This is a genomic window from Sphingobacterium sp. NPDC055346 (assembly GCF_053645235.1).
In genome coordinates this window covers 276414-302685 of the sequence record NZ_JBSHMI010000003.1, presented here as the reverse complement: position 1 = coordinate 302685, position 26272 = coordinate 276414, and the positions used below count along the sequence as shown (strand labels likewise).

General features: G+C 41.6%; 24 protein-coding genes, 2 tRNA genes and 1 pseudogene. 10 read left to right on the top strand and 17 right to left on the bottom strand.

Annotated elements, in window-relative coordinates:
* Window positions 1–3 precede the first annotated feature (3 nt).
* The 6 genes from ACWICE_RS08260 to fucP all read right to left on the bottom strand — a co-directional run bounded on the left by ACWICE_RS08260 (window position 4) and on the right by fucP (window position 5866).
* A complete protein-coding gene (locus ACWICE_RS08260; RefSeq protein WP_185211498.1) occupies window positions 4–834 on the bottom strand; it encodes an amidohydrolase family protein in 831 nt (276 codons plus the stop codon).
* Window positions 835–842: 8 nt separating this feature from the next.
* Window positions 843–1700, bottom strand: a complete 858-nt coding sequence (locus ACWICE_RS08255; protein ID WP_454298059.1) for a fumarylacetoacetate hydrolase family protein — start codon at window positions 1698–1700, stop codon at window positions 843–845.
* A gap of 99 nt (window positions 1701–1799) precedes the next feature.
* Window positions 1800–2564 carry an SDR family NAD(P)-dependent oxidoreductase gene (locus ACWICE_RS08250; protein WP_454298058.1) on the bottom strand — a complete coding sequence of 255 codons (765 nt, stop codon included), beginning with the start codon at window positions 2562–2564 and terminating at the stop codon, window positions 1800–1802.
* Window positions 2565–2598: 34 nt separating this feature from the next.
* A complete protein-coding gene (locus ACWICE_RS08245; RefSeq protein WP_454298057.1) occupies window positions 2599–4263 on the bottom strand; it encodes a UxaA family hydrolase in 1665 nt (554 codons plus the stop codon).
* A 6-nt stretch (window positions 4264–4269) separates the two neighbouring features.
* Window positions 4270–4599 (bottom strand): L-rhamnose mutarotase, encoded by a 330-nt coding sequence (locus tag ACWICE_RS08240; RefSeq protein ID WP_093097687.1) that lies wholly within the window; start codon window positions 4597–4599, stop codon window positions 4270–4272.
* A gap of 16 nt (window positions 4600–4615) precedes the next feature.
* Window positions 4616–5866 carry an L-fucose:H+ symporter permease gene (gene fucP / locus ACWICE_RS08235; protein WP_454291067.1) on the bottom strand — a complete coding sequence of 417 codons (1251 nt, stop codon included), beginning with the start codon at window positions 5864–5866 and terminating at the stop codon, window positions 4616–4618.
* A gap of 114 nt (window positions 5867–5980) precedes the next feature.
* On the opposite strand from fucP, the gene ACWICE_RS08230 reads away from it, so the two are divergent.
* Together ACWICE_RS08230 and ACWICE_RS08225 are read left to right on the top strand one after the other, a co-directional pair.
* On the top strand, window positions 5981–6850 hold the full coding sequence (locus tag ACWICE_RS08230; RefSeq protein WP_313258829.1) for an AraC family transcriptional regulator: 870 nt from the start codon (window positions 5981–5983) through the stop codon (window positions 6848–6850).
* A gap of 101 nt (window positions 6851–6951) precedes the next feature.
* Window positions 6952–8253 (top strand): DUF389 domain-containing protein, encoded by a 1302-nt coding sequence (locus ACWICE_RS08225; protein ID WP_254528361.1) that lies wholly within the window; start codon window positions 6952–6954, stop codon window positions 8251–8253.
* A 35-nt stretch (window positions 8254–8288) separates the two neighbouring features.
* Here ACWICE_RS08225 and nhaA read toward each other — a convergent pair whose 3' ends face one another.
* The 4 genes from nhaA to guaB form a co-directional block, all read right to left on the bottom strand.
* A complete protein-coding gene (gene nhaA, locus ACWICE_RS08220) occupies window positions 8289–9458 on the bottom strand; it encodes a Na+/H+ antiporter NhaA (protein WP_185217209.1) in 1170 nt (389 codons plus the stop codon).
* A gap of 6 nt (window positions 9459–9464) precedes the next feature.
* Window positions 9465–10901, bottom strand: coding sequence for an alanine/glycine:cation symporter family protein (locus ACWICE_RS08215; RefSeq protein WP_254528360.1), 1437 nt, complete (start codon window positions 10899–10901; stop codon window positions 9465–9467).
* 248 nt (window positions 10902–11149) lie between these two features.
* Entirely contained in the window at window positions 11150–11275 is a 126-nt protein-coding gene (locus ACWICE_RS08210) for a 30S ribosomal protein THX (protein WP_093095150.1), read from the bottom strand.
* Window positions 11276–11434: 159 nt separating this feature from the next.
* Window positions 11435–12910, bottom strand: a complete 1476-nt coding sequence (gene guaB / locus ACWICE_RS08205; RefSeq protein ID WP_454298056.1) for an IMP dehydrogenase — start codon at window positions 12908–12910, stop codon at window positions 11435–11437.
* A gap of 210 nt (window positions 12911–13120) precedes the next feature.
* Here guaB and ACWICE_RS08200 point away from each other — a divergent pair, with 210 nt between their 5' ends.
* Entirely contained in the window at window positions 13121–13588 is a 468-nt protein-coding gene (locus ACWICE_RS08200; RefSeq protein ID WP_185211489.1) for a hypothetical protein, read from the top strand.
* A gap of 72 nt (window positions 13589–13660) precedes the next feature.
* Here ACWICE_RS08200 and ACWICE_RS08195 read toward each other — a convergent pair whose 3' ends face one another.
* Window positions 13661–14011, bottom strand: a complete 351-nt coding sequence (locus ACWICE_RS08195) for a DUF4870 domain-containing protein (protein WP_454298055.1) — start codon at window positions 14009–14011, stop codon at window positions 13661–13663.
* A gap of 383 nt (window positions 14012–14394) precedes the next feature.
* On the opposite strand from ACWICE_RS08195, the gene secDF reads away from it, so the two are divergent.
* The 4 genes from secDF to ACWICE_RS08175 all read left to right on the top strand — a co-directional run bounded on the left by secDF (window position 14395) and on the right by ACWICE_RS08175 (window position 19653).
* Complete coding sequence (secDF, locus tag ACWICE_RS08190; RefSeq protein WP_454298054.1) at window positions 14395–17418, top strand: protein translocase subunit SecDF; 3024 nt, start codon at window positions 14395–14397, stop codon at window positions 17416–17418.
* Window positions 17419–17591: 173 nt separating this feature from the next.
* Window positions 17592–18221 carry a peroxiredoxin family protein gene (locus tag ACWICE_RS08185; RefSeq protein ID WP_313258839.1) on the top strand — a complete coding sequence of 210 codons (630 nt, stop codon included), beginning with the start codon at window positions 17592–17594 and terminating at the stop codon, window positions 18219–18221.
* Entirely contained in the window at window positions 18221–19219 is a 999-nt protein-coding gene (gap, locus tag ACWICE_RS08180; RefSeq protein WP_454298053.1) for a type I glyceraldehyde-3-phosphate dehydrogenase, read from the top strand. The genes ACWICE_RS08185 and gap overlap by 1 nt, the downstream gene beginning before the upstream one ends.
* The gene (locus tag ACWICE_RS08175; RefSeq protein WP_454291064.1) at window positions 19216–19653 is read left to right on the top strand and encodes a GNAT family N-acetyltransferase; all 438 of its coding nucleotides are present in this window, start codon (window positions 19216–19218) and stop codon (window positions 19651–19653) included. Before gap ends, ACWICE_RS08175 begins: the two co-directional genes overlap by 4 nt.
* Window positions 19654–19657: 4 nt before the next feature.
* Here the strand turns inward: ACWICE_RS08175 and ACWICE_RS08170 are convergent, their stop codons facing one another.
* The 5 genes from ACWICE_RS08170 to ACWICE_RS08150 form a co-directional block, all read right to left on the bottom strand.
* Window positions 19658–20428 carry a TIGR02757 family protein gene (locus ACWICE_RS08170; RefSeq protein WP_313258845.1) on the bottom strand — a complete coding sequence of 257 codons (771 nt, stop codon included), beginning with the start codon at window positions 20426–20428 and terminating at the stop codon, window positions 19658–19660.
* A gap of 574 nt (window positions 20429–21002) precedes the next feature.
* On the bottom strand, window positions 21003–22001 hold the full coding sequence (gene obgE / locus ACWICE_RS08165) for a GTPase ObgE (RefSeq protein ID WP_454298052.1): 999 nt from the start codon (window positions 21999–22001) through the stop codon (window positions 21003–21005).
* A 26-nt stretch (window positions 22002–22027) separates the two neighbouring features.
* The gene (locus ACWICE_RS08160; RefSeq protein ID WP_185211480.1) at window positions 22028–22597 is read right to left on the bottom strand and encodes an adenylate kinase; all 570 of its coding nucleotides are present in this window, start codon (window positions 22595–22597) and stop codon (window positions 22028–22030) included.
* 72 nt (window positions 22598–22669) lie between these two features.
* Window positions 22670–22743 (bottom strand) — tRNA-Arg (locus ACWICE_RS08155).
* A 192-nt stretch (window positions 22744–22935) separates the two neighbouring features.
* Window positions 22936–23009: transfer RNA gene (locus tag ACWICE_RS08150), tRNA-Arg, on the bottom strand.
* A gap of 138 nt (window positions 23010–23147) precedes the next feature.
* Between ACWICE_RS08150 and ACWICE_RS08145 the strand changes: the two genes are divergently transcribed.
* Window positions 23148–23975 carry an alpha/beta fold hydrolase gene (locus ACWICE_RS08145; RefSeq protein WP_313258848.1) on the top strand — a complete coding sequence of 276 codons (828 nt, stop codon included), beginning with the start codon at window positions 23148–23150 and terminating at the stop codon, window positions 23973–23975.
* On the opposite strand, the gene ACWICE_RS08140 is transcribed toward ACWICE_RS08145, so the two are convergent.
* Entirely contained in the window at window positions 23972–24841 is an 870-nt protein-coding gene (locus tag ACWICE_RS08140) for a patatin-like phospholipase family protein (protein WP_454291062.1), read from the bottom strand. The two genes, ACWICE_RS08145 and ACWICE_RS08140, sit on opposite strands and share 4 nt — an antisense overlap.
* Window positions 24842–24960: 119 nt before the next feature.
* Here ACWICE_RS08140 and ACWICE_RS08135 point away from each other — a divergent pair, with 119 nt between their 5' ends.
* Together ACWICE_RS08135 and ACWICE_RS08130 are read left to right on the top strand one after the other, a co-directional pair.
* Window positions 24961–25563 carry a TetR/AcrR family transcriptional regulator gene (locus tag ACWICE_RS08135; protein ID WP_454298051.1) on the top strand — a complete coding sequence of 201 codons (603 nt, stop codon included), beginning with the start codon at window positions 24961–24963 and terminating at the stop codon, window positions 25561–25563.
* 65 nt (window positions 25564–25628) lie between these two features.
* Window positions 25629–26225, top strand: a pseudogene (locus tag ACWICE_RS08130) (nitroreductase family protein); the annotation flags it as partial.
* Between the last annotated feature and the right edge of the window lie 47 nt (window positions 26226–26272).

The following is a 26272-nucleotide window of genomic DNA, read 5'->3' as shown; positions in this document are numbered from 1 at the left end:
AAACTATTTTAAACCGTAGAACTTCACTGCATTATCTCCCCAGAAACCTTTCAATTCCTGTTCCGTAAAATCACCTAAGCGATGCTCAACAATCTTGAGCGCGTCCTCATAACTACCGGCCAACAGGCATACCGGCCAATCGGATCCGAACATCAATCTTTCCTTACCAAAGCATTGAATGACATGGTCCAGGTACTCCGTAAAGTGATCCAACTTCCAATGTTTCCAATCTGCCTCAGTGCCTAGTCCTGAAATCTTACAATGAACATTCGGATAGGAAGCCAATTGTTCGATATAGCTAGCCCATTCCGTAAATTCCTGGGATTTGATTGGCGGTTTTGCAATATGGTCCAAAACAAAAGCTTGATCCGGATTAGCTGCCACGCATTTTAAGGAACTCTGGTAATGCCTTGGGCGCAACAGAAGATCATAGGTATATTTATATTTGGTCAATGCGGCAATCCCGCGCAAGAATTCATCCCGATGGAGAAAGTCAGGGTCATCCTCACCTTCAACGATGTGCCTGAATCCTTTGATGACCTGATGTTTTGAGAAGCTTTGGAGATGCTCTTCTACATTTTCAGACCTGAGATCCACCCATCCAACGATACCCTTGATCAAGGCATAGACTTGGGATAACTCCAGCAAAAACGCTGTTTCCTGATGGGACTGGTCTGCCTGAACAGCAACAACACCATCAAAACCCAGTTGCTTGAGGGTTCCAGAAATATCATTGGGAAGGAAATTCCGTTGTATTACCGACATTTCATCTGTAATCCAAGCGTCCTTTACGGGATCAAATAACCAAAAATGTTGATGAGTATCTATTCTCATGGTCTCTTTTAATTTTTGTGGAAAGCGATTACTTCCTGACGTTGCTCACCAAGATAATCAGCCCCCAATTCAACCACATCTCCTTCTTTAAGATAAATTGGAGGATCAAAGCCTAAGCCAACCCCAGCAGGCGTTCCTGTGGAGATCACATCCCCTGGCAACAGGGTCATAAACTGAGAGACATAGGAAACTACAAATGGCACATTGAAGATCAGGTTGGCGGTATTTCCGTTTTGATAGGTCTTGCCATTCACTTTCAACCAAAGTTTTACATTGTTGATATCAGGAATTTCATCAGTAGTCGTCATAAATGGGCCCATAGGCGCGAATGTGTCACATCCTTTCCCTTTATCCCAAGTTCCGCCACGCTCCAATTGGTACTCACGCTCTGAAACATCATTGTGAAGAACATAACCAGCAACATAGTCCAAGGCTTTAGATTCTTCGACATAAGTTGCTTTCTTACCGATAACAATGCAGAACTCAACCTCCCAGTCGGTCTTCACTGAATTCTTAGGAATCATCACTTGGTCATTAGGACCTACCAATGCAGTAGTGGATTTCATAAAGATAATTGGCTCTGCTGGGATCTTAGCCCCAGTTTCCTCCGCATGGTCTTTATAGTTCAAGCCAATACATACAATCTTAGATGGTCTCGTGAATGGAGCTCCCAATCGAGAATCTGCAGGAATCTCTATCAGTTTCCCATGATTCGCTTTCACAAACTCTTCCAGACGGGCAAGTCCATTGTCCGTAAAAAACTCTTCGTTATAGTCTCCGCCAAATGCCGAAACATCATAATTCTTTCCATCGATGTTCACACCGATCTTTTCTCTTCCTGATTCTCCGTATCTGATTAATTTCATTTTTCTATACTTTTAGGGACAATAGACACAAGACACGAGACATAAGAACAATCAAGTCACCAAAGTCTAATGTCTTTTATCTATTGTCTTATGTCTATTTTAATTATTCAACTTCACAAAACCTCCATCGATAGCATAGTCATTACCAGTAATAAACGATGCATCATCTGAACAAAGGAACAAGGCTAATTTTGCAATTTCTTCCGGCTCTGCCATACGTCCGATAGGTTGGGTTTTAGAGAGCTTTTCAAACATTTCGGCCTCTTTACCAGGATAGTTTTTGGCAATGAACCCATCCACAAAAGGCGTATGTACTCGTGCCGGGGAAATGGAGTTTGATCGGATATTATCTTTCAGGTAATCCTTAGCTACGGACAAACTCATGGCAAACATAGCACCTTTACTCATGGAATAAGCAAAGCGATCTGGGATACCTACTAGGGTTGCAATGGAAGCCAAATTCAAGATTGCTCCACCTCCATTAACTTTCATTACTGGAACGACCGCAAATAAGGCGTTATAAGCGCCTTTTATGTTCACTTGGTAAATCCGGTCCATATCTTCCTCAGTACACCCTTCTAGGTTGCCTACATGAGCAATACCGGCATTATTCACCAATATATCCACCTTGCCAATCTGTTTTACTACATCCAGTACTTCAGCTTGGTTGCTCACATTACAAGTATGGACTTCACATTTTCCACCTTCGTCTTCAATCAACTTCTTGGTTTCTTCCCCACCAGTCGGGTTCAGGTCCAAAATATGTACAACTGCTCCCTCCTTGGCAAACAAAGTGGAAATGGCTTTCCCTATCCCACTTGCCCCGCCTGTCACAATCGCTACTTTATCTTTTAGCCTAGACATAATTATTTCTATTTAAATGTTTTATTATTATTTACTAAAGTGAAACTCCACGTCTCCAAGGAATAAAATCATCCTGACCAAGCTTAACTGCTTTTGCTGTTTCCTCACCACTTGCAACTGCAATGACATAATTCAAGATGCGGTGTGCAGCTTCCTCAATGCTTTCTTCCCCATCGATGATGGTCCCACAGTTCAGGTCGATTGCATCGTTCATTTTATTGTAGACTTTCGTATTGGACGCCACCTTGATAACCGGAGTAATCGGATTCCCTGTTGGAGTTCCCAACCCGGTAGTGAACAAAACCACATTGGCTCCAGCCGCAACTTCAGCCGTGGTACTCTCTACATCATTTCCAGGAGTACATAGCAGGTTTAAACCAGGACCGTTTGCCAATTCAGGATAATCCACCACAGCTGCCACCGGAGAAGTCCCTCCTTTCTTTGCAGCTCCAGCTGATTTAATCGCATCCGTGATCAATCCATCGCGGATATTACCTGGCGATGGGTTCATATAGAATCCAGAGCCATCAGCCTCCGCTTTCGCGTTGTATGTTCGCATTAACTGAATAAACTTCTCTGCGGTAGGCTCATCAATACAACGATCGCTCAATTCTTGTTCTACACCACACAACTCTGGGAATTCCGAAAGGATGACCGAGCCTCCTAGGCTTACCAACATATCCGAAAGGTAACCTAGTGCCGGATTTGCAGAAATACCAGAAAAACCATCTGAACCTCCACATTCCAGTCCTATGCACAGTTTATCCAACCCTGCTTCTTGGCGTTCCAGTTTATTTGCCTCTACCAAACCAGTAAAGGTTGATTTGATAGCTTTCTGCATCAACTCCTGCTCCGTCCCTTCAAACTGTTGCTCAAATACAAACAACGGTTTATCAAAATGGGGATCTCGTTTTGCAATCTCAGCTTTCAAAATAGAAGCTTGGGCATGCTGACATCCTAGGCTCAACACTGTTGCTCCCGCAACATTGGGATGCGTAATGTATCCAGCCAATAGGCCACATAGGGCATCCGAATCCATCCTTGTTCCACCACATCCCATATCATGGTTCAGGAATTTCACGCCATCTACATTGGAAAAAAGCCTCTTTTTAGCCTTGTTCTCTCTCGCGGCACTCAAGTCCACAGACATCAGATCATCTATGGAAGCTCCACTTTGATATCTGGAAATCAACTCATCCACCTCATCCGAATAATCTTTCGATTCAACTTGGTAACCTAATTTCTCTTCCAATGCCGACTTCAAGGTCAACACGTTCCTGTTCTCACAGAACACCAATGGAATAACCAACCAATAATTAGCCGTCCCTACCAATCCATTACTCCTATGGTAACCTCGAAACGTTCTTCCTAAGAATGCAGACACATCAGGCTTTTGCCATTCTAATTTTCTATCGCCTAGTTTAAAATCGTCAGCGGCATGGCGCAGGTTATTTACATCCAATAACTCGCCACTTTGCAGGTCTTCATTCACCTTTCCCACCAAAACGCCGTACATATAAACCTCATCGTCCTTTTGGAAAGGATCTATGGTAAACTTATGCTTGGCAGCCACAGCTCTTTTCAGGCTGATTTCATTCCCTTCAAATTCCAGGGAATAGCCAGCTGGCAGGTCACGAAGAGCCACCAGGACATTATCTTTAGGATGGATTTGTAAAAACTCCAATCTCTCTTTTTCCATTTGGTACTATAATTCAAATATTTGTTCCATCATTACCCATTTTTCGCCAGGTTTAGATCCTGGAATAGACTGCTGATATTTCCACATCAACTGCTCCCAAACCTGCACAGCAGGATTCTCAGCGTCCATCTTATCTTTTCGCTCAAAGCTAAAGCTCTCATCAACCTCCATGATCATAAACAGGCGATTAGCAAAGCGATATATATCCATCACCGTTACACCAGCATCAGTAATCGACTTTTTGATTTCAGCAGAAACTCGCCTATGGTGATCTTCATATTCAGCGATCATTTTTGGATCATCAACCAGATCCAAAGCCATGGCATATCTTTTAATACTCATAATCTATTTATCAATGTCCCTGTTTAACAATCAGTTTATCGCTCTTGTTTTGGGTAGCAAACAAGGCCACCACCAAGAAACAAACCAATACCACAAAATACCCGTATTGCATATGACCGGTCAAATCTGACACATACCCCAAAACCGGAGGCAATAAAGCCCCTCCAACGATGGACATAATGATCAAACTAGATGCAGATTTAGTATCCGCACCTGTACCCTCTACCCCAATCGCAAAGATCGTTGGAAACATGATCGACATAAAAAATGCTATGGCAACCATACTGTAAAGCGTGATGACACCTGTACCAAAAATACACAACAAGGTCAGTAAGGCCGAGATAGCGGCGTAATACAACAACAGCTTCGCTGGAGCGATATAACGCATAAAGAAGGTCCCAACAAATCGCCCTAACATAAACATCAAGCCAGCAACCCCTGCATAGTATTTAGCATCTTTCGCTTCAATACCTGATACTTCCACGGCATATACGATCAAAAAGCTCAACACACAGACCTGTGCACCAATATAAAAGAACTGTGCAAGGACGGCCCAAGCAACGTTTTTATGCCTCAAGGCCTTTAAAAAGCCTTTTCCTTCGCCCTCTTCTTCCTTTACTTCAGGCAACTTGATGAAGAAAAAGATCAATGCAACTACCAAAATAATGACCCCCAAAATAACATAGGGCCCTTTTACCACGGCCGTTTCCGTCTGTATATAGGCCAAACGCTCCGCATCAGTCAAGGCCGCAACCTGTTCAACGGTTTTGGGATCTTCCGTCAGAATAAACTTCCCTCCGACGATCGGAGCAACAAAAGCAGCCAAACCATTAAAAGATTGGGCGAAATTCAGACGTTGGGTGGCTGTATTAGGATCCCCTAAGACAGTCATATAAGGGTTTGCAGCTGTTTCCAGAATCGTGATTCCACAGGCCACCACGAATAAAGCAGAAAGAAAGAACATATAGCTCATCGTGTTGGCTGCCGGCACAAACAAAAAACATCCTACCGCAAAAAGGATCAACCCCACTAAAATCCCAACCTTATACCCATACTTCTGCATAATCAGTCCGGCCGGAATACCCATGACCAAATAAGCAATAAACACTGCTGAATCCACCAAAGAGGCTTGGAGATGGGTCAAACTGAACGCACTCCTGAGGTGAGCTATCAATATAGGGTCCAGGTTATGGATAAATCCCCAGAAAAAAAACAGGGACGTGATTAATACGATAGCTATAGTGTTACTCCTATTGTTCATAGTGTGGAATATAATTGAGAAACTAAATACGAGATATTTCAGCAAAAAGTATTGAACTATATTACCTAATTAATAAACTATTTTACCATTCACGGCCTTTGCAATTCAATTTTTATGAATAAATTAGACATTATGATCATCAAGCAACTCACTGTTCCAAAAACAGAGAATCAAAGTTTCCAGATGCGAAGGGATTATTTCCCCAAGCATCAATCCATTTGGCATTATCATGAAGAATGGGAACTGGTCTATGTCAAGAAAGGATCGGGAACTCTTTTTATTGGTGACCGAATAAAGAGTTTCCATGCTGGAATTGCTGTGCTTATCCCATCTCAGATCCCTCATTATTGGCTTTTTGATGAAATATCCAATCCAGAAAAGCCTGAAGAAACAATAGATTGTGTTGTTGTCCATTTTATCCAGGACTTTGGAATAGAGAAGTTTTTGCAAGCACCTGAGTTAGTACAGATCAAACAGCTGTTGGATCAAACGAGTAGAGGCAGGTATATCCCCATTGATCAGGATGGTTTATTTGACCTGCAGATCCAGAAATGCATCCAATCCAGCGGAATGACCAAGTTTTTCCTCTTATTGGAATGCTTGCAGGAGGCATCCAACCTAGTAGCCGAGGAATTGATCAGTACAAATTATTCCATTCTCAATCAGTCAGAAGACCAATATCGGATGAACAGCCTGATGGGCTACATTCGTGAAAACTACAAACACAGAATCATGCTTCAGGACCTGGCCAAGGTTGCCGGAATGACCGAAAACTCCTTTTGCCGCTATTTTAAGAATAAAACCGGAAAAACGCCGGTGCAATTCATTAACGAAGTCAGGATATCACATGCCTGTTTTCAATTGCGGAATAGCAACATTAGCCTGAAAGAAGTATGCTATGATTCTGGATTCAATAATTTTGTGAGCTTCCACAAGTCTTTTAAGAGCATTACGGGCACCACGCCCAATCAATTCAGGACTTAATTACGAAGTAAATAAGTCCTTGATATTTTTTCTCGAAAGCTCCCTTTTTTATTTTTTCAATTCATATTAAACGATATTTTTGCAGGCAGAATCACACTGCCATGAACAAACTATACAGATTTTTAAATTTACATTTTGGGGAAGAAGCGAAGGATAAGGTTTTGGAAAACGTCACTTCCAGCATATCTTTTCGCGGGGCAAATGTATGGATTTTGGCATGTGCCATTGTTGTTGCCTCGGTTGGACTGAATGTCAACTCCACGGCTGTCATCATCGGTGCCATGCTAATTTCTCCATTGATGGGTCCGATTGTAGGTGCGGGCTTTGCCTTAGGGACCTATGACTTCACCCTATTGAAGAAATCGATCAAGAATCTGGCTATTGCCACGGTTGTCAGTCTATTTGTTTCCTTTGTATACTTTCTTTTAAGCCCATTTAAGGAAGCGCAATCGGAATTACTGGCTCGTACCGCTCCAAACATTTATGATGTCCTCATCGCATTCTTTGGTGGCTTAGCAGGCGTAATAGCATTGACCAGGGTGGAAAAGGGAAATCCTATCCCCGGAGTTGCGATTGCCACCGCCCTCATGCCACCCCTCTGTACAGCCGGATATGGTCTCGCCATCGGCAATTTCAGTTATTTCGGTGGAGCACTTTACCTTTACACCATCAACTGTTTCTTTATCTGTATCTCAACCTTCTTGATCGTTAAATTCTTGAAATACCCTAAAGTAAAATTCGTGGATGAAGCCAAGGAAAAACGTATTACAAGAACCATCAGTACCCTGATCTTGGTGATCCTAATTCCAAGTTTCTATTTGGCTTACCTCCTACTACAAGAAAAGAAATACAGCCAAAACGTTGATAATTTCATCCAAAATGAATTTGTGAACAAGGGCTACACCTTGATTTACGAGAACACCTATTTCAACAGCCGGCCCAAAAAGATTGAACTTGCTTTCCTGGACAAGAAATTCGACTCCTTGGAAATCAAGGATCTCAAAATGAAGTTAGCTACTTATAATCTAGAAAATACGGATCTCCTGATCAGACAGGACAGCACAGATCTCAAAAGAGATATTTTGGCAGAGATCAACAGGCAATCTAGAAATGTTTCTGAAAAGGATGTGACGATCCAGAACCTAAGGAAAGAACTCGCTTCCTATACCTTCGATGACCAGAACCTAATCAAGGAAATCAATATCCTATTCCCTGAATTGGCACCCTACAGCATAGGAAAACAACTGGTCGTTGTATCATCCGACAGCAGTCACTACCAGAATATCATTACGTACAATGCTCAGAAGGATATAAACGCTGAGGAACTTGGCAAATTAAAGAAATGGCTGGAAAACAAATTGGAAACTGGCAATATCCAAATCGTAAGGGCAAATTCACAATAAACAAAGGGAGGCATTTATCAGCCTCCCTTTGTTTATTACTTATATTCTTTCTTGGAATTTAAGGCGAGGTATCCAAATACCCCCGCTAATAAAGAAGTCAATAAAATGGATAGTTTAGCTTCAGAAACATGGTCTGGATTGCTAAACGATAAGATGGCGATAAAGATGGACATGGTAAAACCAATACCAGCCAACAGCCCTACTCCAATAATATGCTTCCAATTACTTCCTTCAGGTAGAGAACTTAGTTTAGCCTTCGTACATAAAAAGGAAGTTAACAGGATACCGATCGGTTTCCCGACCAATAATCCCAATGAAATCCCCAACCCTAAGCCAGAAGTCAGTCCGCCCAACATTTCCTTTTCCAGGGTTATATTGGTATTGGCAAAAGCAAAAAGTGGAATGATCAAGAAGTTAACCGGCTTGGTCAAAGCATGCTCCAAACGCTCCAATGGCGATTCAATTGCCGTATCATTGGTAGGAATGGTCATCGCCACCAAAACCCCAGCAATAGTAGCGTGGATACCGGAATGATGAATAAAATACCAAATAAACACACCCGGAATCAAATACAAGTAAGGATTCAGCACATTGAATTTGTTCATCAGGATCAATACAACCATACCCGCAACTGCATAGTATAGATAAGTCAATTCAATTCCCGAAGAATAGAAAAACGCGATTACCAAAATAGCGATCAAGTCATCCACGATAGCCAAGGCAGCTAGGAATATCTTGAGACTGGAAGGAATCCTGTTGCCCAACAGATTGATCACCGCCAATGCAAAGGCAATGTCCGTCGCCATTGGGATACCCCAACCACTTGCCGTTTCCTGTCCAGCATTAAAGGACAAATAGATCAATGCAGGCACAACAGCACCACCAATAGCACATAAAATCGGTAAACTCGCTTTTTTAGGTGAAGACAGTTCACCTTCCACGATTTCACGTTTGATCTCCAACCCTACCAATAAAAAGAAAACAGCCATCAGACCATCATTGATCCACAGCAGAACTGAATATTTCAAGTGAATGGATTCCGTTTCGAAACCTAGTGGCAGGTCCAAAAGATTTTGAAGGGCTGCCGCCAAGGGACTATTTGCAATGATCATGGATAGGATAACACATAGAAACAACATGATCCCACCCGCGTTACTCGACGCAAAGAAATCCTTAAAAACGTTCAGATTAATTAATTTAGCCATAGGTAATTATATATTTTTATTTTTCTCCCAAATCCCCACATCTGAAAACTTCGTTTCAGCATTATTAAATACCGGATCCTTTCCTTCTTTTCGTTGTTGGTTATAATCTTTGAAAAGTTTCAAGACCTTATTATGCAACAAAATAATGGCGATCATGTTTAGCCAAGCCATCATTCCTACGCCAATATCGCCCAGATCCCAGGCCATCTTGGCTGTTGAAATACATCCTAGATAGACCGAACCCAATATCATCACCCTCAAAACCCAGATCAAGGCAGTCCTGCTCCTGTTTTTTCCTATAAAGCTCACATTACATTCGGCGATATAGTAATAGGCCATAATCGTTGTAAAAGCAAAAAACATCAATGCGATGGCAATGAAACCCGCCCCTAAGGAAGGAAAATGCTGCGAAACGGCCAATTGGGTAAACTCCGGACCTGCTTCAATACCTGGGATGTGCTGCACAATAAATCCGCCAGCGGAATCTGCTACATTATATTGCCCTGTAAACAGGATCATCAACGCCGTAGCCGTACAAACAAATAAAGTATCCACATAAACTGAAAAACCCTGCACCAAACCCTGTTTAACTGGATGGCTCACCTCGGCAGCTGCTGCAGCATGTGGCGCAGTACCTTGACCGGCTTCATTGCTATAGATCCCTCGTTTTACACCCCAAGAAATCGCGGAACCCACGATCCCGCCAAATGTGGCATCCAAATTCAAGGCTGACTGGAAGATCAGTTTAAAAACCGCCGGAACTTGCTGGATGTTTAGGATTATGATGACAACGGCCATTAAGATATATGCACCAGCCATAAATGGAACCACATATTCGGCAACCTTAGAGATTCTTTTTACACCACCGATAATGATAAAACCCAATAACAGCACCAAAAAGATCCCGATAACCATTGGAGAAAGGTCAAAGGCTGACTTCATGGCCAAGGCAATGCTATTGCTCTGCACACTTGGCAATAAGAAACCCGTACTGATGATGGTCACAATGGCAAATATCCAAGCAAACACCTTACTCTTTAACCCTTTTTGGATATAATAGGCTGGTCCACCGCGGTATTGCCCATCCTTTTCCTCTTTATACAATTGACCAAGAGTGGCCTCAATAATCGCCGATGAGCTTCCCAAGAAAGCAATGATCCACATCCAGAATACGGCGCCTGGTCCACCCATACCAATGGCTGTAGCCACACCAGCAATGTTTCCTGTCCCCACCCGACCCGATATGGCCAATGAAAAAGCCTGAAAAGAGGATATTCCCTTTTTGGAACTATTGCCTTTAAAGAGAAGGCGGATCATCTCTTTCAAATAAATTAGTTGTGGAAATTTAAAGCGAACCGTAAAATACACCCCTGCCAAAAGGCACAAGTACACCAAGGCATCACTCCAAACTATACTATAAATTTTGTCTATAATTTCCTGCATAAATCCATCCCTCAATTGGTAGGTCCGCTAAAATATAGAATACTTCCAACGCTTTACAGAATTATTGCATAGATAATCTCTATATGTCACACTAATTTTATAGAAAGAATTGACCCAATTTTTCTATAAAATACAAGCAGAAAATTTAAGGAAAGGATAATTTTAACTAATATCAACACAAAAGAAAAAGCATCTTGCTCCAGTTTTACCTTTCTTCAAGATGCTTCTTACATTTCAGAAAATATGTTCTATTTAGATTTTTCTTCTGTAGACTTTACTGTGGTCTTATGTTTCCATGGATCTCTAGGCCTTTTTTTACCGTATGAACCCATGATGATCTTTCCTTTTCTACTTTTTTTATCTCCTTTTCCCATAAGCTTGTTATTATGTAATTGTTAAATAAAAATATATTTTGGACTCTCAAGTTACTAAAAATGAGACATATTACAAAATGAACAAAAAGGAAATGGGCGAAAACAAAACAGGGTTATGGCAAAACCATAACCCTGTTTAAATACCCCATGGAGGCGAGTTTATCCTCTACTGTTGTAGTTAGGCGCCTCTTTAGTAATTTGAATATTATGAGGATGAGACTCACGCAATCCAGCACCTGTGATACGAACAAACTTCGCTTCTTGTAATTTTTCAATGGTTGCAGCACCACAGTAACCCATGGAAGCACGTAATCCACCGATATATTGGTAAACTACCTCTGCCAAGGTCCCTTTATATGGTACACGACCTACGATTCCTTCTGGAACCAATTTCTTGATATCATCTTCCACATCTTGGAAATAACGGTCTTTAGAACCTTTTTCCATAGCTTCTACAGAACCCATTCCACGATAGGACTTGAATTTTCTACCTTCTAATAGGATAGTTTCACCTGGTGCTTCTTCAACACCGGCAAACAATGAACCAGCCATAATGGTATTTGCGCCGGCAGCAATTGCTTTCGCAATGTCTCCTGTCTGTTTGATACCACCGTCAGCGATCAATGGTACACCCGTTCCTTTTAAAGCCTTAGCGACTTCATAAACGGCATACAATTGAGGAACACCTACACCAGCAATGATACGGGTTGTACAGATTGATCCGGGACCAATACCCACTTTAACCGCATCTGCACCAGCGTCTGCTAACATTTTCGCCGCATCTCCCGTTGCAATGTTTCCTACGATCACCTGTAGGTTAGGATATGCAGCCTTTACCTCTTTCAATTTATTGATAACACCTAGGGAATGTCCGTGTGCAGTATCAATGGTAACCACATCAACACCAGCTTTAACTAAAGCTTCAACACGTTCTAGGGTATCTGGCGTAACTCCTACCGCTGCACCAACCAATAGACGACCATGTTCATCTTTTGCTGCATTAGGATAGTGTTTGTATTTCTGAATGTCTTTAAAAGTAATCAATCCTTTCAAGACACCGTTTGTATCAACTACTGGTAGTTTTTCAATCTTATGGTTCTGAAGGATCTCTTCAGCCTTGATTAGATCGGTCCCTTCAGGAGCAACCACCAAATTGGTTTTGGTCATCAGTTCACTGATCGGGCGGGCCATATCTTTCTGGAAGCGAAGGTCACGGTTTGTAACAATCCCAACCAGCTTACTTTCCAAATTAATAACCGGAATACCACCGATTTTATGATCTTTCATGATCTGAAAAGCATCACCTACGGTTGCATTTTCCAATAAGGTGACCGGATCTTGGATCATTCCGCTTTCTGAACGCTTTACTTTGCGCACTTCAGCTGCTTGTTCCGAGATCGTCATATTCTTATGTAACATACCGATTCCGCCTGCCTGAGCAATCGCTATCGCTAGATCAGCACCTGTTACGGTGTCCATAGCGGCCGATACCAAAGGAATATTTAATTTGATTTTCTTAGTTAAGAATGTACTTGTATCTACGTCACGAGGTAAGATTTCTGAATATGCAGGAATTAATAATACATCGTCGTAGGTAAGTCCTTCTTGTACGAATTTTTGTGGATCTAATTGCATAGCAAATATTAAATGGGGTTTCCTATTTGCGAGGCAAATTTACGAAAATTTATAAAATAATAAAACTCTAAATAACTATTTACATAAAATCGACATTAAGGTACAACTACCGGAAAACAGGTAATTGAGCAATTAGTTAAAGGAATGTTAAATTTTTGGCAAGCTAATTGCTATTCATGTATAAATTAAAGTTTAATTAACACAATATTTATGAAAAAGACATTACTATCATTAGCAGCGGCAGCTGCATTAGTTTTTGGTTTTAACGAAGCAAAAGCTCAGACTCCTTATAAAACAGCAATCGGTTTAGCTATTGACTTAGGTGATGGCGCTACTTTGTTTGGCCCACAGATCAAACATTCATTCGGTGGTAACAATGCTGGTAACGCGCAAGTTTTATTCGGTGATAACTTCACCGCAGTTGGAGCTGACTACTCTTACAACCAACAATTCGCTGGTACTAACGGTTTAGGATGGTATGTAGGTGTTGGTCCTCAGTTAGGTTTCGGTGGTGATGAGACTTGGTTTGCTGTACGTCCAGCTGCTGGTCTTGAGTACAAAATCCCTGCTGCTCCATTAGCATTACATTTTGACTGGAAACCTTGGTGGAACCTTTCTCACAGCTCAAACTTCGAAGCTGCTCGTTTTAGCTTAGGATTTAAATTCACTTTGAAATAAGCTGAATTAAAATGTATAAAAAAGGCTTTTCGGATACCGGAAAGCCTTTTTTAATGGATCAAATCCTAGACACTAAAAACCCTTGAACCATTCCTGGAACATAGGCCCAACCACTGGAACTGCATTTTCCTTCCCATTGATAGCGCCGATCAATCCGATTACCCAAAAGATAAACAGTGCGATAAAGACTAGATAAGCAACAATCCCTCCTACCCCTGGTATATAGTGCAAGACACCTGCAACCAGGCCCAGGATAAACAAACCTAGGTTTTGGCGAATATGGAACTTGACAAAGGGATCGTTCTTGTCCCTGTTCATCAAAAATGCCACTAACAAACCAATCCAAGTCAAGTAGGATACGACACCTAATGTCTTATTGTCCTGAATCCTTTCCTCATTCATTTTCAAATCATTTCTGTTCATATTGTTTCTGTTTATTTAATTAATAGTCCGTAAAAAGCCAATGTTCATCGATCAGAGTTGCAAACTTATCGAAATGGACCAAAGGAAAACATCCCTGAATTCAGGGCATTTTAGGGTAATTGAATAAGGAATTGATCGGAAGAATGTGGAAAAGAATGCTTGGCTATCGCCAAAAAGTTTAACCCAATAATAACACAGAAAATTAGGAATTTGACGATTCCATTCTAATTGAAAATGAAGACAATATTTAATAACAACTTTTTCCGTATTAAGTTTGATATACTATTTTCATTATATAATTTTTTTATACCTTTGCGAATCTTGGTAAAATATTATTAAGCTTAAAAAAAACATAAAAAACCATAATTTATTACGATTAGACAATGAGTAAAGGGCTGATTAAATTTTTGGTGATAGTGGTTTCCTTAGCGTGCCTCTACTCCTTATCATTCACTTTTGTAACTAGAAAAGTTGAGAAAGACGCAGCGGAATACGCCAAAGGCGACATGGCTAAAGAAAAAGCCTACCTAGATTCCATTGCTGGTGAGGAAGTATATAATATAGGTATTGCTAAATTCACTTATCGCGAAGCAAAATCCAATGAAATTGCGCTAGGCTTGGACCTAAAAGGTGGTATGAACGTTACAATGGAAATTTCATTGAACGAATTGATTGCCAATTTAGCAGATAATCCTAAGGACGCAAACTTCAACAAAGCATTAGAAAATGCAGTGAAAAAAAGTAAAACGACCAACACTTCGTTGATTGATTTATTTTTAAATGAATATAAAGCGACCGGTGCAAGTACGCCGATTGCTTCTTTCTTTGCTACAAAAGATAACTCCGCTGTAATCTCTGGTAACAGCTCTGAATCGGATGTCCGTAATTTCTTGGACAAAGAAGCTGACAACGCCATCCAAAACTCTTATAAAGTTTTACGTACGCGTATCGATAAATTCGGTGTAGCTTCTCCAAATATCCAAATCCAACAAGGAACCAACCGTATCTTGATCGAATTGCCTGGTGTAAACGATGAAGAACGTGTTCGTAAGCTTTTACAAGGTTCTGCGAAGTTGGAATTCTACGAAACTTATCAAAACCCACAAGTATATTCTTTATTAGAAAATGTGAACAGAACATTGGCAACTACCTTGAAAGCTGATAAACCAGCTGCAAACGTTGCTTCTGATTCTACTGCTGCTACTACAGCTGCAGACAGCACTAAGAAAGAAGATAACTTATTGGCAAAATTAGGGGCTAACCAAAAGTCTTCTGACTCTGCAACAGCTGATTCTTCAGCTCAACCTAATGCAGCTGCTCTAGCAGACAACCCTCTATTTGCCGTATTATCTCCTTCTACTTTTAGCCAAAACGGCCAACAACAATTGGCTCCAGGTGCTGTGGTAGGATATGCTAACTTGAAAGACACTGCTAAAGTAAATGCTTTGCTTGCTCGTCCAGAGGTAAAATCGATTATCCCTGCTAACTTGAAATTGTTATGGGCTGTAAAACCTGAAAACAATGCAAAGGATTTCCTTTCGTTATATGCGATCAAAACTACTGGTGCTGAAAACGGTCCTGTAATGACGGGCGAGGTTATTACCGATGCTCGTGACGGATTCGACCAACAAAACAGCCCTATCGTTTCTATGGAAATGAACGCTGATGGTGCTCGTCAATGGAAACGTGTAACTGCCCAAGCGGCACAAAACAGAGACGCTATCGCTATCGTATTGGATGGTGTCGTGTATTCTGCTCCTGGAGTAAACGAAGAAATCCCTAACGGTAATTCTCAAATCTCAGGTAACTTCACTATTGAAGACACCAAAGACTTAGCTAACGTATTGAAAGCTGGTAGGCTTCCAACAACTGCTAAGATCGTTGAAGAAGCTATCGTAGGTCCTTCATTAGGTCAAGTGGCGATTGATTCAGGTGTAAACTCAGCAGTTATCGGTATCATCGTTGTTATGGCGTTCATGATCGCTTATTACAACCGTGCAGGTATTGCTGCAAATATTGCTGTAATCTTCAATGTATTCTTCTTAATGGGAGTTCTTGCTTCCTTGAATGCTGTACTGACCCTACCTGGTATCGCAGGTATCGTTTTGACGATGGGTACCGCGGTGGATGCAAACGTACTGATCTATGAGCGTATGCGTGAGGAACAGGCTTTGGGTAAATCACCTCGTCAGATTGTTGCCGATGGTTATAAACATGCCATGCCTTCGATCCTTGACTCGCAGATTACGACATTCTTGGTAGGTTTGATCCTATTCTTTACAGGTTCTGGTCCTATCCAAGGTTTTGCAACAACGTTAATGATCGGTATTATTACCTCTTTGTTCACAGCGATCTTCATCACACGTTTGATTTTCGAATACATGTTGAGCAAAGACATGAAAATCACTTTGTCATTCCCTTGGTCAAACCATACCTTGAAAAATGCAAACTTCCAATTCATCAAGAAAAGAAAAATTGCATACGGAATTTCAGTTATTGCGGTGATCCTATCATTTGCTGCCATCATGGTCAAAGGTTTCTCTTATGGAGTAGACTTCCAAGGTGGTCGTACATATACCGTACGTTATGATCAAAACGTTGCTCCTGAAGTTATTCGTGAGAACCTAGACAATATCTTTGGTACTACAACAGAGGTTAAGACTTTCGGTAGTGAAAACCAAATGCGTATCACGACTTCTTATCATATTGAAGAAACAAGCGATGAAGCTGACAAGGAAGTATTAAGTAAATTGAATGAAGGTCTTTCGAAAATTCAAGGAAACAAATACGAAATCCTATCTCAACAAAAAGTAGGACCAACCATTGCTAGTGACATCCGCGACCGTGCTATCTATGCGTCAATCTTATCGATTATCGTAATTGCAGCATATATCTTGATTCGTTTCCACAAATGGCAGTATTCGGCTGGAGCAGCGATTGCAACAGTTCACGATGCGATTATCCTATTGGGTCTATTCTCGATCTTAGATGGTATCGTACCGTTCTCATTGGATATTGACCAACACTTCGTTGCAGCGATCCTAACCGTATTAGGTTACTCGGTGAACGATACGGTGGTGGTATTTGACCGTCTTCGTGAATACTTGAAGAAACCAAATGCACACCATGAAGACATGGGAACTACCATCAACAAAGCGATCAATTCTACATTGAGCCGTACCGTAATTACATCATTGACTGTAATCTTCGTGTTAGCTGTATTGTTCGTCTTTGGTGGCGAGGTTATCCGTGGTTTCTCATTCGCTATCCTTGTGGGTATCGTAGTAGCTACTTACTCTTCTATCTTCTTGGCAGCTCCTGCTATTTATGACCTAAGTGCTGGTAAACACTTAGCAGACTCAGCAAAAGAAAAAGACAAAAAACAAGCTAAAGTAGTAACTCCATAATACTTGGAATCTACCTGAAAAATAGAAGGCCCTGAAAATTCAGGGCCTTTTTTTTGTACTATCCTAATTACTCGGGGACAGATCGGCTTTATTATGTCAAAATAATGTTTATTCTAGCATCGCAGCCGGCATACTCTATATTTTTTATTAGTTTTGAATCTTAAACACAAGACATGAGAAATAAATTAATCCTATCCTCTCTTTGCCTTTCTTTAGGTGTATTAGCTGTGGGATGCAATAACCAACCGCAGAAAACAGAAAATACGGAAGCACATGATGAACATGCCGGCCATGACCATGCTGCCCATGACCACTCTGCTCACGAGCATACGGCACAATCAAGCAACCCTGCTCCTGCTGCTCCCCAAACAACAAAAGCTGCAGCTTTGAGTATCCCTGAGTTCAATTTTTATAAAGTAAAATCTGGGATCTCTTTTACCAAGGCTGACCTGCCTGCTGGAAAGAATACCGTATTCGTACTGTTCGATCCAGGATGTAGCCACTGTCAAAATGAAACCAAAGGTTTAGCTAAAAATTACGATAAGATCAAGGACATCAATGTGATCTATGTATCCATGAATGACCCTGCTCTGATGGCGCAGTTCTTCACAACCTTCGGAAAAGAACTTGACGGAAAACCAAATGTTCAGATGCTGTGGGATAGAAACCAAGAGTTTGTTCAAAAGTTCCATATCCCGAATATGTTCCCTGCCAATTATGTTTATGGTCCAGACGGCCAATTGAAAACTTATTGGGAAGGTGAAAAAAACATCAATGAAGTAATCGCTGAATTTAACAAATAATGAGAATTGCCATCAATGGTTTTGGCCGTGTTGGCCGCCATACCCTCAGAAATCTACTGAGCAGAAACCTCGACCAGATGGAGGTTGTTGCCATTAATGACCTTGCAGATGCAAAGACATTGGCACATTTATTCAAATACGATTCGGTCCATGGACCATTGAATCGAACGGTAGATTTTGATGGAAATCATTTGATCATTGATGGCAGATCCATCCTGATATTAAACCAGAAAAATCCAGGGGACCTGCCTTGGAAAGATCTGGATATTGACGTGGTCGTGGAATCCACAGGCTTCTTCGTCAAGGCAGAATTGGCAGCAAAACATCTGGATGCTGGAGCAAAACAGGTGGTCATCTCTGCCCCTTCCCCTGACAAAGAGATCCCGACCGTAGTATTAGGCATCAACGATAAGGATTTTGATTGGAACAGCCCAATCTTCTCCAATGCATCCTGTACGACCAACAATGTCGCGCCACTGATCAAGATCTTGGATGAAAACTGGGAAATAGTGGATGGCTATATCACAACGGTACATTCCATGACCGGCGATCAAAATCTACATGATGCACCCCATCGTGACCTCCGAAGGTCAAGGGCGGCATCTGCATCCATCATACCGACAACTACCGGAGCTGCAAAAGCCATCACCAATGTCTTCAAACATCTGGATGGCAAACTTGGAGGCGCCGGAATCAGGGTGCCTGTCCTAAATGGCTCTCTAACGGACTTCACCTGCAACCTGGCAAAAAAAACAACGGTGGAAGAAATCAACCAAAAATTTAAGGAAGCTGCAGAAGGTGAATTAAAGGATGTACTATACTATACCGAAGACCCCATCGTATCCGTGGATATCATCAATAATCCCTATTCATGCGTCTTTGATTCGGAACTGACCAGTATTGTGGGAGGCTTGGTCAAAGTTGTAGGCTGGTATGACAATGAGTTTGGTTATTCCAATAGATTGGTCGATATCCTACAGAAACTGGCAAGCCGATGATCCGATTTATCAAAGTAGAAGATACTTTGCCGTTAAGAAGCGCTGTATTGCAAAAAGGCAAGGCTCTGGAGCTTTGTGTCAACCCCGAAGATTTAAGGCCAGACAGCTTCCACTTAGGGCTGTATGACGATGAAAACCAACTACAATGTGTTCTGACCGTTCACAGAACCAACAATCCCAAGCTTCCACATGAAGGGTACCGTTTGCGGGGAATGGCAACTGCCCCCGAAGCCAGAAGAAAAGGCTATGCAAAAGAATTATTAGGAGCAGCAATCGACCATATCAAATCCCAGTTACATGGAGATTATCTATGGTGCATTGCCCGAGAAATAGCATACCCTTTTTATTTGGATATGGGCTTTGAATTTATTTCTGATGAATTCGAATATAAGGATGCGGGTAAACACAAGGAAATGTATATCCCCTTTTACTAAGTGCCTATAACTCGCCTGCAACTCCCAGTCCAAACAGAGCAAAATCATATTTAACAGGATCCTTGGGATCCAAGGTCCGCAGATTCTCGGTCAGTTCCAAGGCTGTTTTCCAATTTACCTTATCCGATTGGATCAACCCGAACTTCCGGCCTACCCTTTCCACATGCACATCGCAAGGACAGATCAGATCTTTGGCATCAATCCTGTTCCAGATCCCGAAATCCACGCCCTTATCATCTTTCCTTACCATCCAGCGCAGAAACATATTCAAACGCTTGCAACTTGATTTCTGCATTGGCGAACTCACATGCTTCCGGGTCCTTTCCGGAAAATCCGCCAAAGAGAAAAAATAGGATTTGAAACCATTTAAGGATTGCTCCACAGTAAACTCCTCTCCTTCCTCAATCTGCAAAAAGGCATCTTCCAAGCTGTCGAAATGCTGGTAATGGTAATGGAAAAAACTGATGAAGTAAAGGAGATCGGTATCATTGAAGGTCCTATGTTTGAAACCTAACATATTTTTCAGATCATGCCCCTGATGGTTCAGCATAAAATCATAGGGACTGCCATCCATACGTTGGATAAGCTCATTACATTTATTGATAATGGTTTTCCGTTGTCCCCAAGCCAATATGCTCGCAAAGAACCCCATGATTTCAATATCCTGCTTTAATGAAAATTGATGCGGAATACTGATGGGGTCATTAGGAATAAAATTCGGTTGGTTGAATTCCTCCACTTTACGGTCCAAAAATTCCTTTAATGATAAATCCATTGTTGCGAAAATAAGGAAAAAAGACAGGAGTTTTGAGGGAGAGTTTGAACCAGGATTGAAGGGATGGGAGGATGGACCAAGATTTGGGCATGAACCAGGATTCAATGGATGGGAGGATGGACCAAGATCAAAATTCCCGTATATGTTCGGCATATTTGATAGGAGCGTATCGCTTACAGCCACTTTATGATTCGATGGGGATGACAGCAGGTATTTGGACATTTACTTACAGATTCTTCACTTTTCGTTCAGAATTGGAAATGTGCTAAAGAGCATTCTGAGAAACGCGAAGAATCTATACGGTTCTCCTCCCACCGACCCTGTCATCCTTGACCGAAGGTCAAGGAACTGTACGCCAATCGCAGCTATAACCGAGGGCTAAGAAACTGTATGTGACAAAATAAATGATGGAATTATTATTGGAAGTTTGGATTGTTCCGAGATGTTTCGTTCCTCAACACGACAGAAAAAATAAAGATTTCCAGCGGAATGTCTGCCATAATCTTGGTCTATCCTCGAATCTCTTGAATCCTGGTTCAAAAAAAAGCCATCTTTCGATGGCTTTCATATATCATTAAGAATTGATTTCTTTCCAGATCATGTCCTTCAGTTGCTGGATATTTTTTCCGGTAACGGAAGAAATAAATAGGTAAGGAATTCCTTTCGGTACTTGAAGGGCCATTTCCTTTTCCAGTTCTTCATCCAGCATATCAGATTTACTGATTGCCAAAAGCTTTGGCTTATCCAATAATTCCGGATTATAGGCGGTCAATTCATTCAATAGGATCTCGTATTCTTCAGCGATGGTACGGTCAGTATCTGCAGGCACCAAGAAAAGCAGTACCGAATTTCTTTCGATATGTCTCAGGAAACGGTGTCCTAAGCCTTTACCTTCAGATGCCCCTTCGATAATTCCGGGGATATCGGCCATTACAAATGACTTCCCATCACGGTAACTTACGATCCCTAGATTTGGCACCAAGGTCGTAAAGGGGTAATCTGCAATTTCAGGTTTTGCTGCCGATACCACAGATAGTAAGGTCGATTTACCCGCATTTGGGAAACCCACCAAACCAACATCTGCCAATACCTTCAATTCCAAGATCATCCACTCCTCTTTACCCGGTAATCCCGGTTGAGCGAACCTTGGTGTTTGAACGGTAGAGGATTTAAAGTGCCAGTTACCCAGTCCACCTTTTCCTCCTGCTGTCAAAATCTTGGTTTCTCCATCTTCGGTGATTTCGAATAGGACCTCTCCAGTTTCGGCATTCTTGGCAACGGTACCCAGCGGCACCTCCAGGATTTCATCCTTTCCGTTTGCACCGGTACGCAAAGCACTTCCCCCAGATTCACCGGGTTCAGCAATAATATGTTTTCTGAATTTCAGGTGCAATAAAGTCCAGTGCTGATGCGACCCTTTCAGGATAATATGTCCACCGCGACCACCATCACCACCGTCAGGTCCCCCTTTTGCCGTGTGTTTATCACGGTGCAAATGGGCTGATCCGGCACCTCCGTGTCCAGAACGGCAACATACTTTTACATAATCAACAAAATTTGACCCCTGAGCCATATCTCTCCCTATTCAGAATATTTTTATTAATAATTATCGATAACGTTTGAAAGGTCGGCAAAAATCGTTTCGATTTCACCGATACCGTTCACTTTTGTCAACTTACCTTGATTTTCGTAGTAAGGCAACACATGAATGGTCTTTCCGAAGTATTCTTCGATACGTTTTTTCAATTTGTCAGCTGCATCATCCGCACGTCCTGAAATCTCCTGACGCTTAGCGATACGCTGGGTAAGTTCATTTTCATCCACATCCAATGCAATCACTCCAGTGATCGACGTATTGTTCGCTTCCAAAAATTTATCCAATGCCTCTGCTTGAGCTACTGTACGTGGGAATCCATCAAAAATAAACCCTTTTGCTTCAGGATTGTTTTTCAACTCCTCTTCCAACATAGAAATTGTAATCGAGTCAGGAACCAAATTACCATCAGCAATGATCTGACTCACTTCTTTGCCCAGTGGAGTCTGATTTTTGATGTGCCCTCTGAACATATCTCCAGTAGAAATATGGTGCAAGGCATATTTATCGATCAATTTAGCCGATTGGGTCCCCTTACCTGCCCCCGGAGGTCCGAATAAAACTAGGTTTAGCATAATGTGTTGTTATTTTTTTAGATGTAAAAAAACAAAAGCCTAATCCCGTATAAGAATTAGGCTCTTTCCAAGTGCGCTCAAAGGGAGTCGAACCCCTAACCTTCTGATCCGTAGTCAGATGCTCTATCCAATTAAGCTATGAGCGCGGCAACCAATACTATACGACTGACGCCCTTTCTGTTTTGGTGATGCAAATATAAGGAAATAATATCCTCAGCAAAATTTTTTTTCACATTTAAAACCAATTCCTTTCAGCCTCAATGACTTATTTTTCCCCTTTTCGCTACGGGAATTCAATTTTTAAAGGAAGATGTTATGGCTGTGTTTATAAAAGAAAGTGCGCTCAAAGGGAGTCGAACCCCTAACCTTCTGATCCGTAGTCAGATGCTCTATCCAATTAAGCTATGAGCGCATTCTTTAAAGGACAAATTGTCCTTTGAGGTGGCGCAAATATCGGTACTTTTTTAGATTTTCCAAATCCTTTTTCCCTTTTTTGATCATTTTCAAACTATATTTTGCTTATCGTGTTGATATTTATATATTTAAAATTATGGCGGAACGTATAATTAAAAGCAACAAGATCCGGATTGGAGATATCAGTATCTCCTATTATATCAAAAAGGCCAGCGAACAACCTGAAAAAACGATCATTTTCCTACATGGTTTTCCCTTCAATAAAAAAATGTGGCGAGATCAGCTCGAAAGTTTAGAAGATAACATTACTGGTATTGCAGTCGATATTCGCGGACATGGAAATACAACAAAAGGTCATGGATTTTTTTCCATCGATGTATTTGCTAAAGACCTCGGCGTATTCATGCGCAAACTTGAAATTGACAAAGCTGTCCTCTGTGGGGTTTCCATGGGAGGCTATATAGCCCTAAGGGCCTATGAATTGTATCCAGATCGGATTTCTGGACTGATCCTCTCCGATACGCACAGCAAACCCGATGAAAATGCAGGTAAACAGAAGCGTTTTGATGCCATACAGGCAGTATTGCAATATGGTCGCAGACCTTATGCCATTGGATTTATTGCCAACCTGTTCTCGAAAAAAAGCATTGATTCCAATCCCGATGCCATCGAATTGATCAAGAGCAGTATCCGAAGGAACAGCATCGAATCCATCTGTGCAACCTTGCTGGCACTGGCAGCCCGAACGGACACTACGGAAGTCCTTCCAAAGATCAATGTTCCCACTTTAGTGGTTCGCGGAAAAGAAGACAAGATCACCCCCGCCAATCTCATGGAAGAACTGTCAAAAGGAATCAAGGGTTCAAAATATATTGAAATGGAAGATTGCGGGCACCTTCCAAACCTGGAACATCCTGAGGAGTTTAATCTCCACATGAATAAATTATTGCTAGAGGTCGATTAAACGACCTCTTTTTCTTTCTCTTTTTCTTTAGGAGTTTTGTTGTTTTTCTTGGTCTCCTTCTTTTTTATCGGTACATCAGGAACCACTTTGTCCGTTAGCTCCTTCCCTTTCTCGATCATAAAAGATGCTTTGTCATAGTCCCAAATCCCTGCGATATTATGGGGAATATTGATCACGTAATCGGGCTTGTACAGTTCAACCGATAGTTGGCTCAATCGTCTACGCATCATAAAATAGGACTCCTGAAGCATGGATATGGCATTCAGTCCTTTTGCACCATTGTATGGCCCATATTCAGCATCCGGTTTGCCATCGAGATTGACCGCAATAATGATGTTCCTTCGCTTCCTCCTGACGTAATTGATGGGCAATGGATTGATGACCCCTCCATCCACCAGGTTCCAGTCCTCGCTTTCTATACTGGTAAAAACAGCTGGAATGGCAATGGAAGCCCGAATAGCTTTGTAAACGCTCCCTTTATCAAACACAACTTCTTTTTCGCTTACCATATCGGTCGCGATGGCCCGAAATGGAATATCCATATCCTCGATGTTCTTATCCGGGAAGATTTCTTTCAGGGATTCAAAGACCCTCTCGCCTTTGAGCAGCCCAAACTTTGGATTGGTAAAATCCATCAGTTTAAAGACCTGCCTTCGGGTAATGGACCGCATCCATTCTTCCAGTTTCCCCATTTTCCCTTCGACATAGGCCGCTCCAATCAAAGAACCGATCGAACATCCTACCACCTCATCAATTTCATATCCTTTCTCCTCTAAACTACGAATTACCCCAATTTGAACCAGTCCACGAGCTCCGCCGCTGCCTAAGACCAATGATACCTTGCGTTTACTTTTTAAGAAGTTCATCCTTAAAGTTAGAATTTATTTCTCGAAGCTCATTGTCATTTTGATGTATGTTTTTAATAGATGTTTGCAACATATAAATATCATTGTTACTTTTGCTAACACTGTTAACTAAATACAGCATGGGACTTACAGAAAGAAAACTCAGACAACAGCAAGAACTTAAGGAACAGATCATCGTCTGCTCCCGAGAAATCGTCGAAAAAGAAGGTTGGGCGTCGCTTTCCATTCGAAAGATTGCAGATGCCATCGAGTATTCTGTCCCTGTGATCTACAAGCATTTTGAAAACAAGGAGGCTATTTCTGCTTATTTCGTAAAGGAAGGATTTATCCAATTACTGGATTCCATCAATCAGGAGATAGACCCTCAAGAAAACATCGCAACAAAGATCAAACAGCTTTCAGTTGGATATTGGTTGTTCGCCGCAAAATACCCCAAACATTATGAGATCATGTTTGGCCTGGGAATCCCAACCTGCGAAAAAACCAACGAATCGGAAGAGATAAAAAGGGTATCTAACCTGATGGTATCCCTGATCGATGAAGCGATCAAGGCCAGCGGAAAGAAGGACCTTGACCGATACCTCAAACTGAAGACCCTTTGGTCTATCCTGCATGGCATTGTCGCCATGGACTTGCTAGACCTGAGCAGCAAGGAAAACATCTGTCCATCGGCTGTCCTTGCGGACGCCATTGATGGCTATATCAAATCCATATTGATTTAACGTAAAATACTATCATAAATTTCAAGAGAATGAGCTTACTACAAGATTTATAATGGAGATACGCTACTAAAAAAATGACAGGAGCGGCTGTAGAACAAGAGAAAATTGATTACATAACCGAGGCTGCTAGGCTTGCCCCCACTTCTTCTGGCCTACACCCTTTCAAGGTAATCGAAATCAGCAACCAAGAGATCAAAGAACAGATTCTCCCTTTAGCATATAACCAATCGCAGATCGTTGACTCTTCACACCTGTTGATCTTTGCGGCATTCGATGAATACACCCAAGAGCGCGTGGATTCAGTGTTCTTACAACAGGAGCAAGAACGCGGATTGCCTGCTGGCTTCGCAAATGACTATAAGAATAACTTGATGACCAGGTTCAATAGTCAGACGAAAGACCAGCATTTTGAACACGCTGCACGCCAGGCCTACATTGGTTTTGGTATCGCGATTGCCGCTGCTGCTGAACAACGTGTTGATGCCACTCCGATGGAAGGTTTTAACAGCCAAGCCCTGGACCAATTCCTAGGACTTAATGAAATAGGTTTACGTTCTGTAACCATCTTGGCTTTAGGTCACCGCGACGAATCAAAAGATTGGTTGGTAAACTTGAAGAAAGTGAGGATTACCAAAGAGAACTTCGTGATCAGCAAAAACTAAAATTTCACCCAACATATTTGAAGAGGCCTTGATAGATTCGTGGCCTC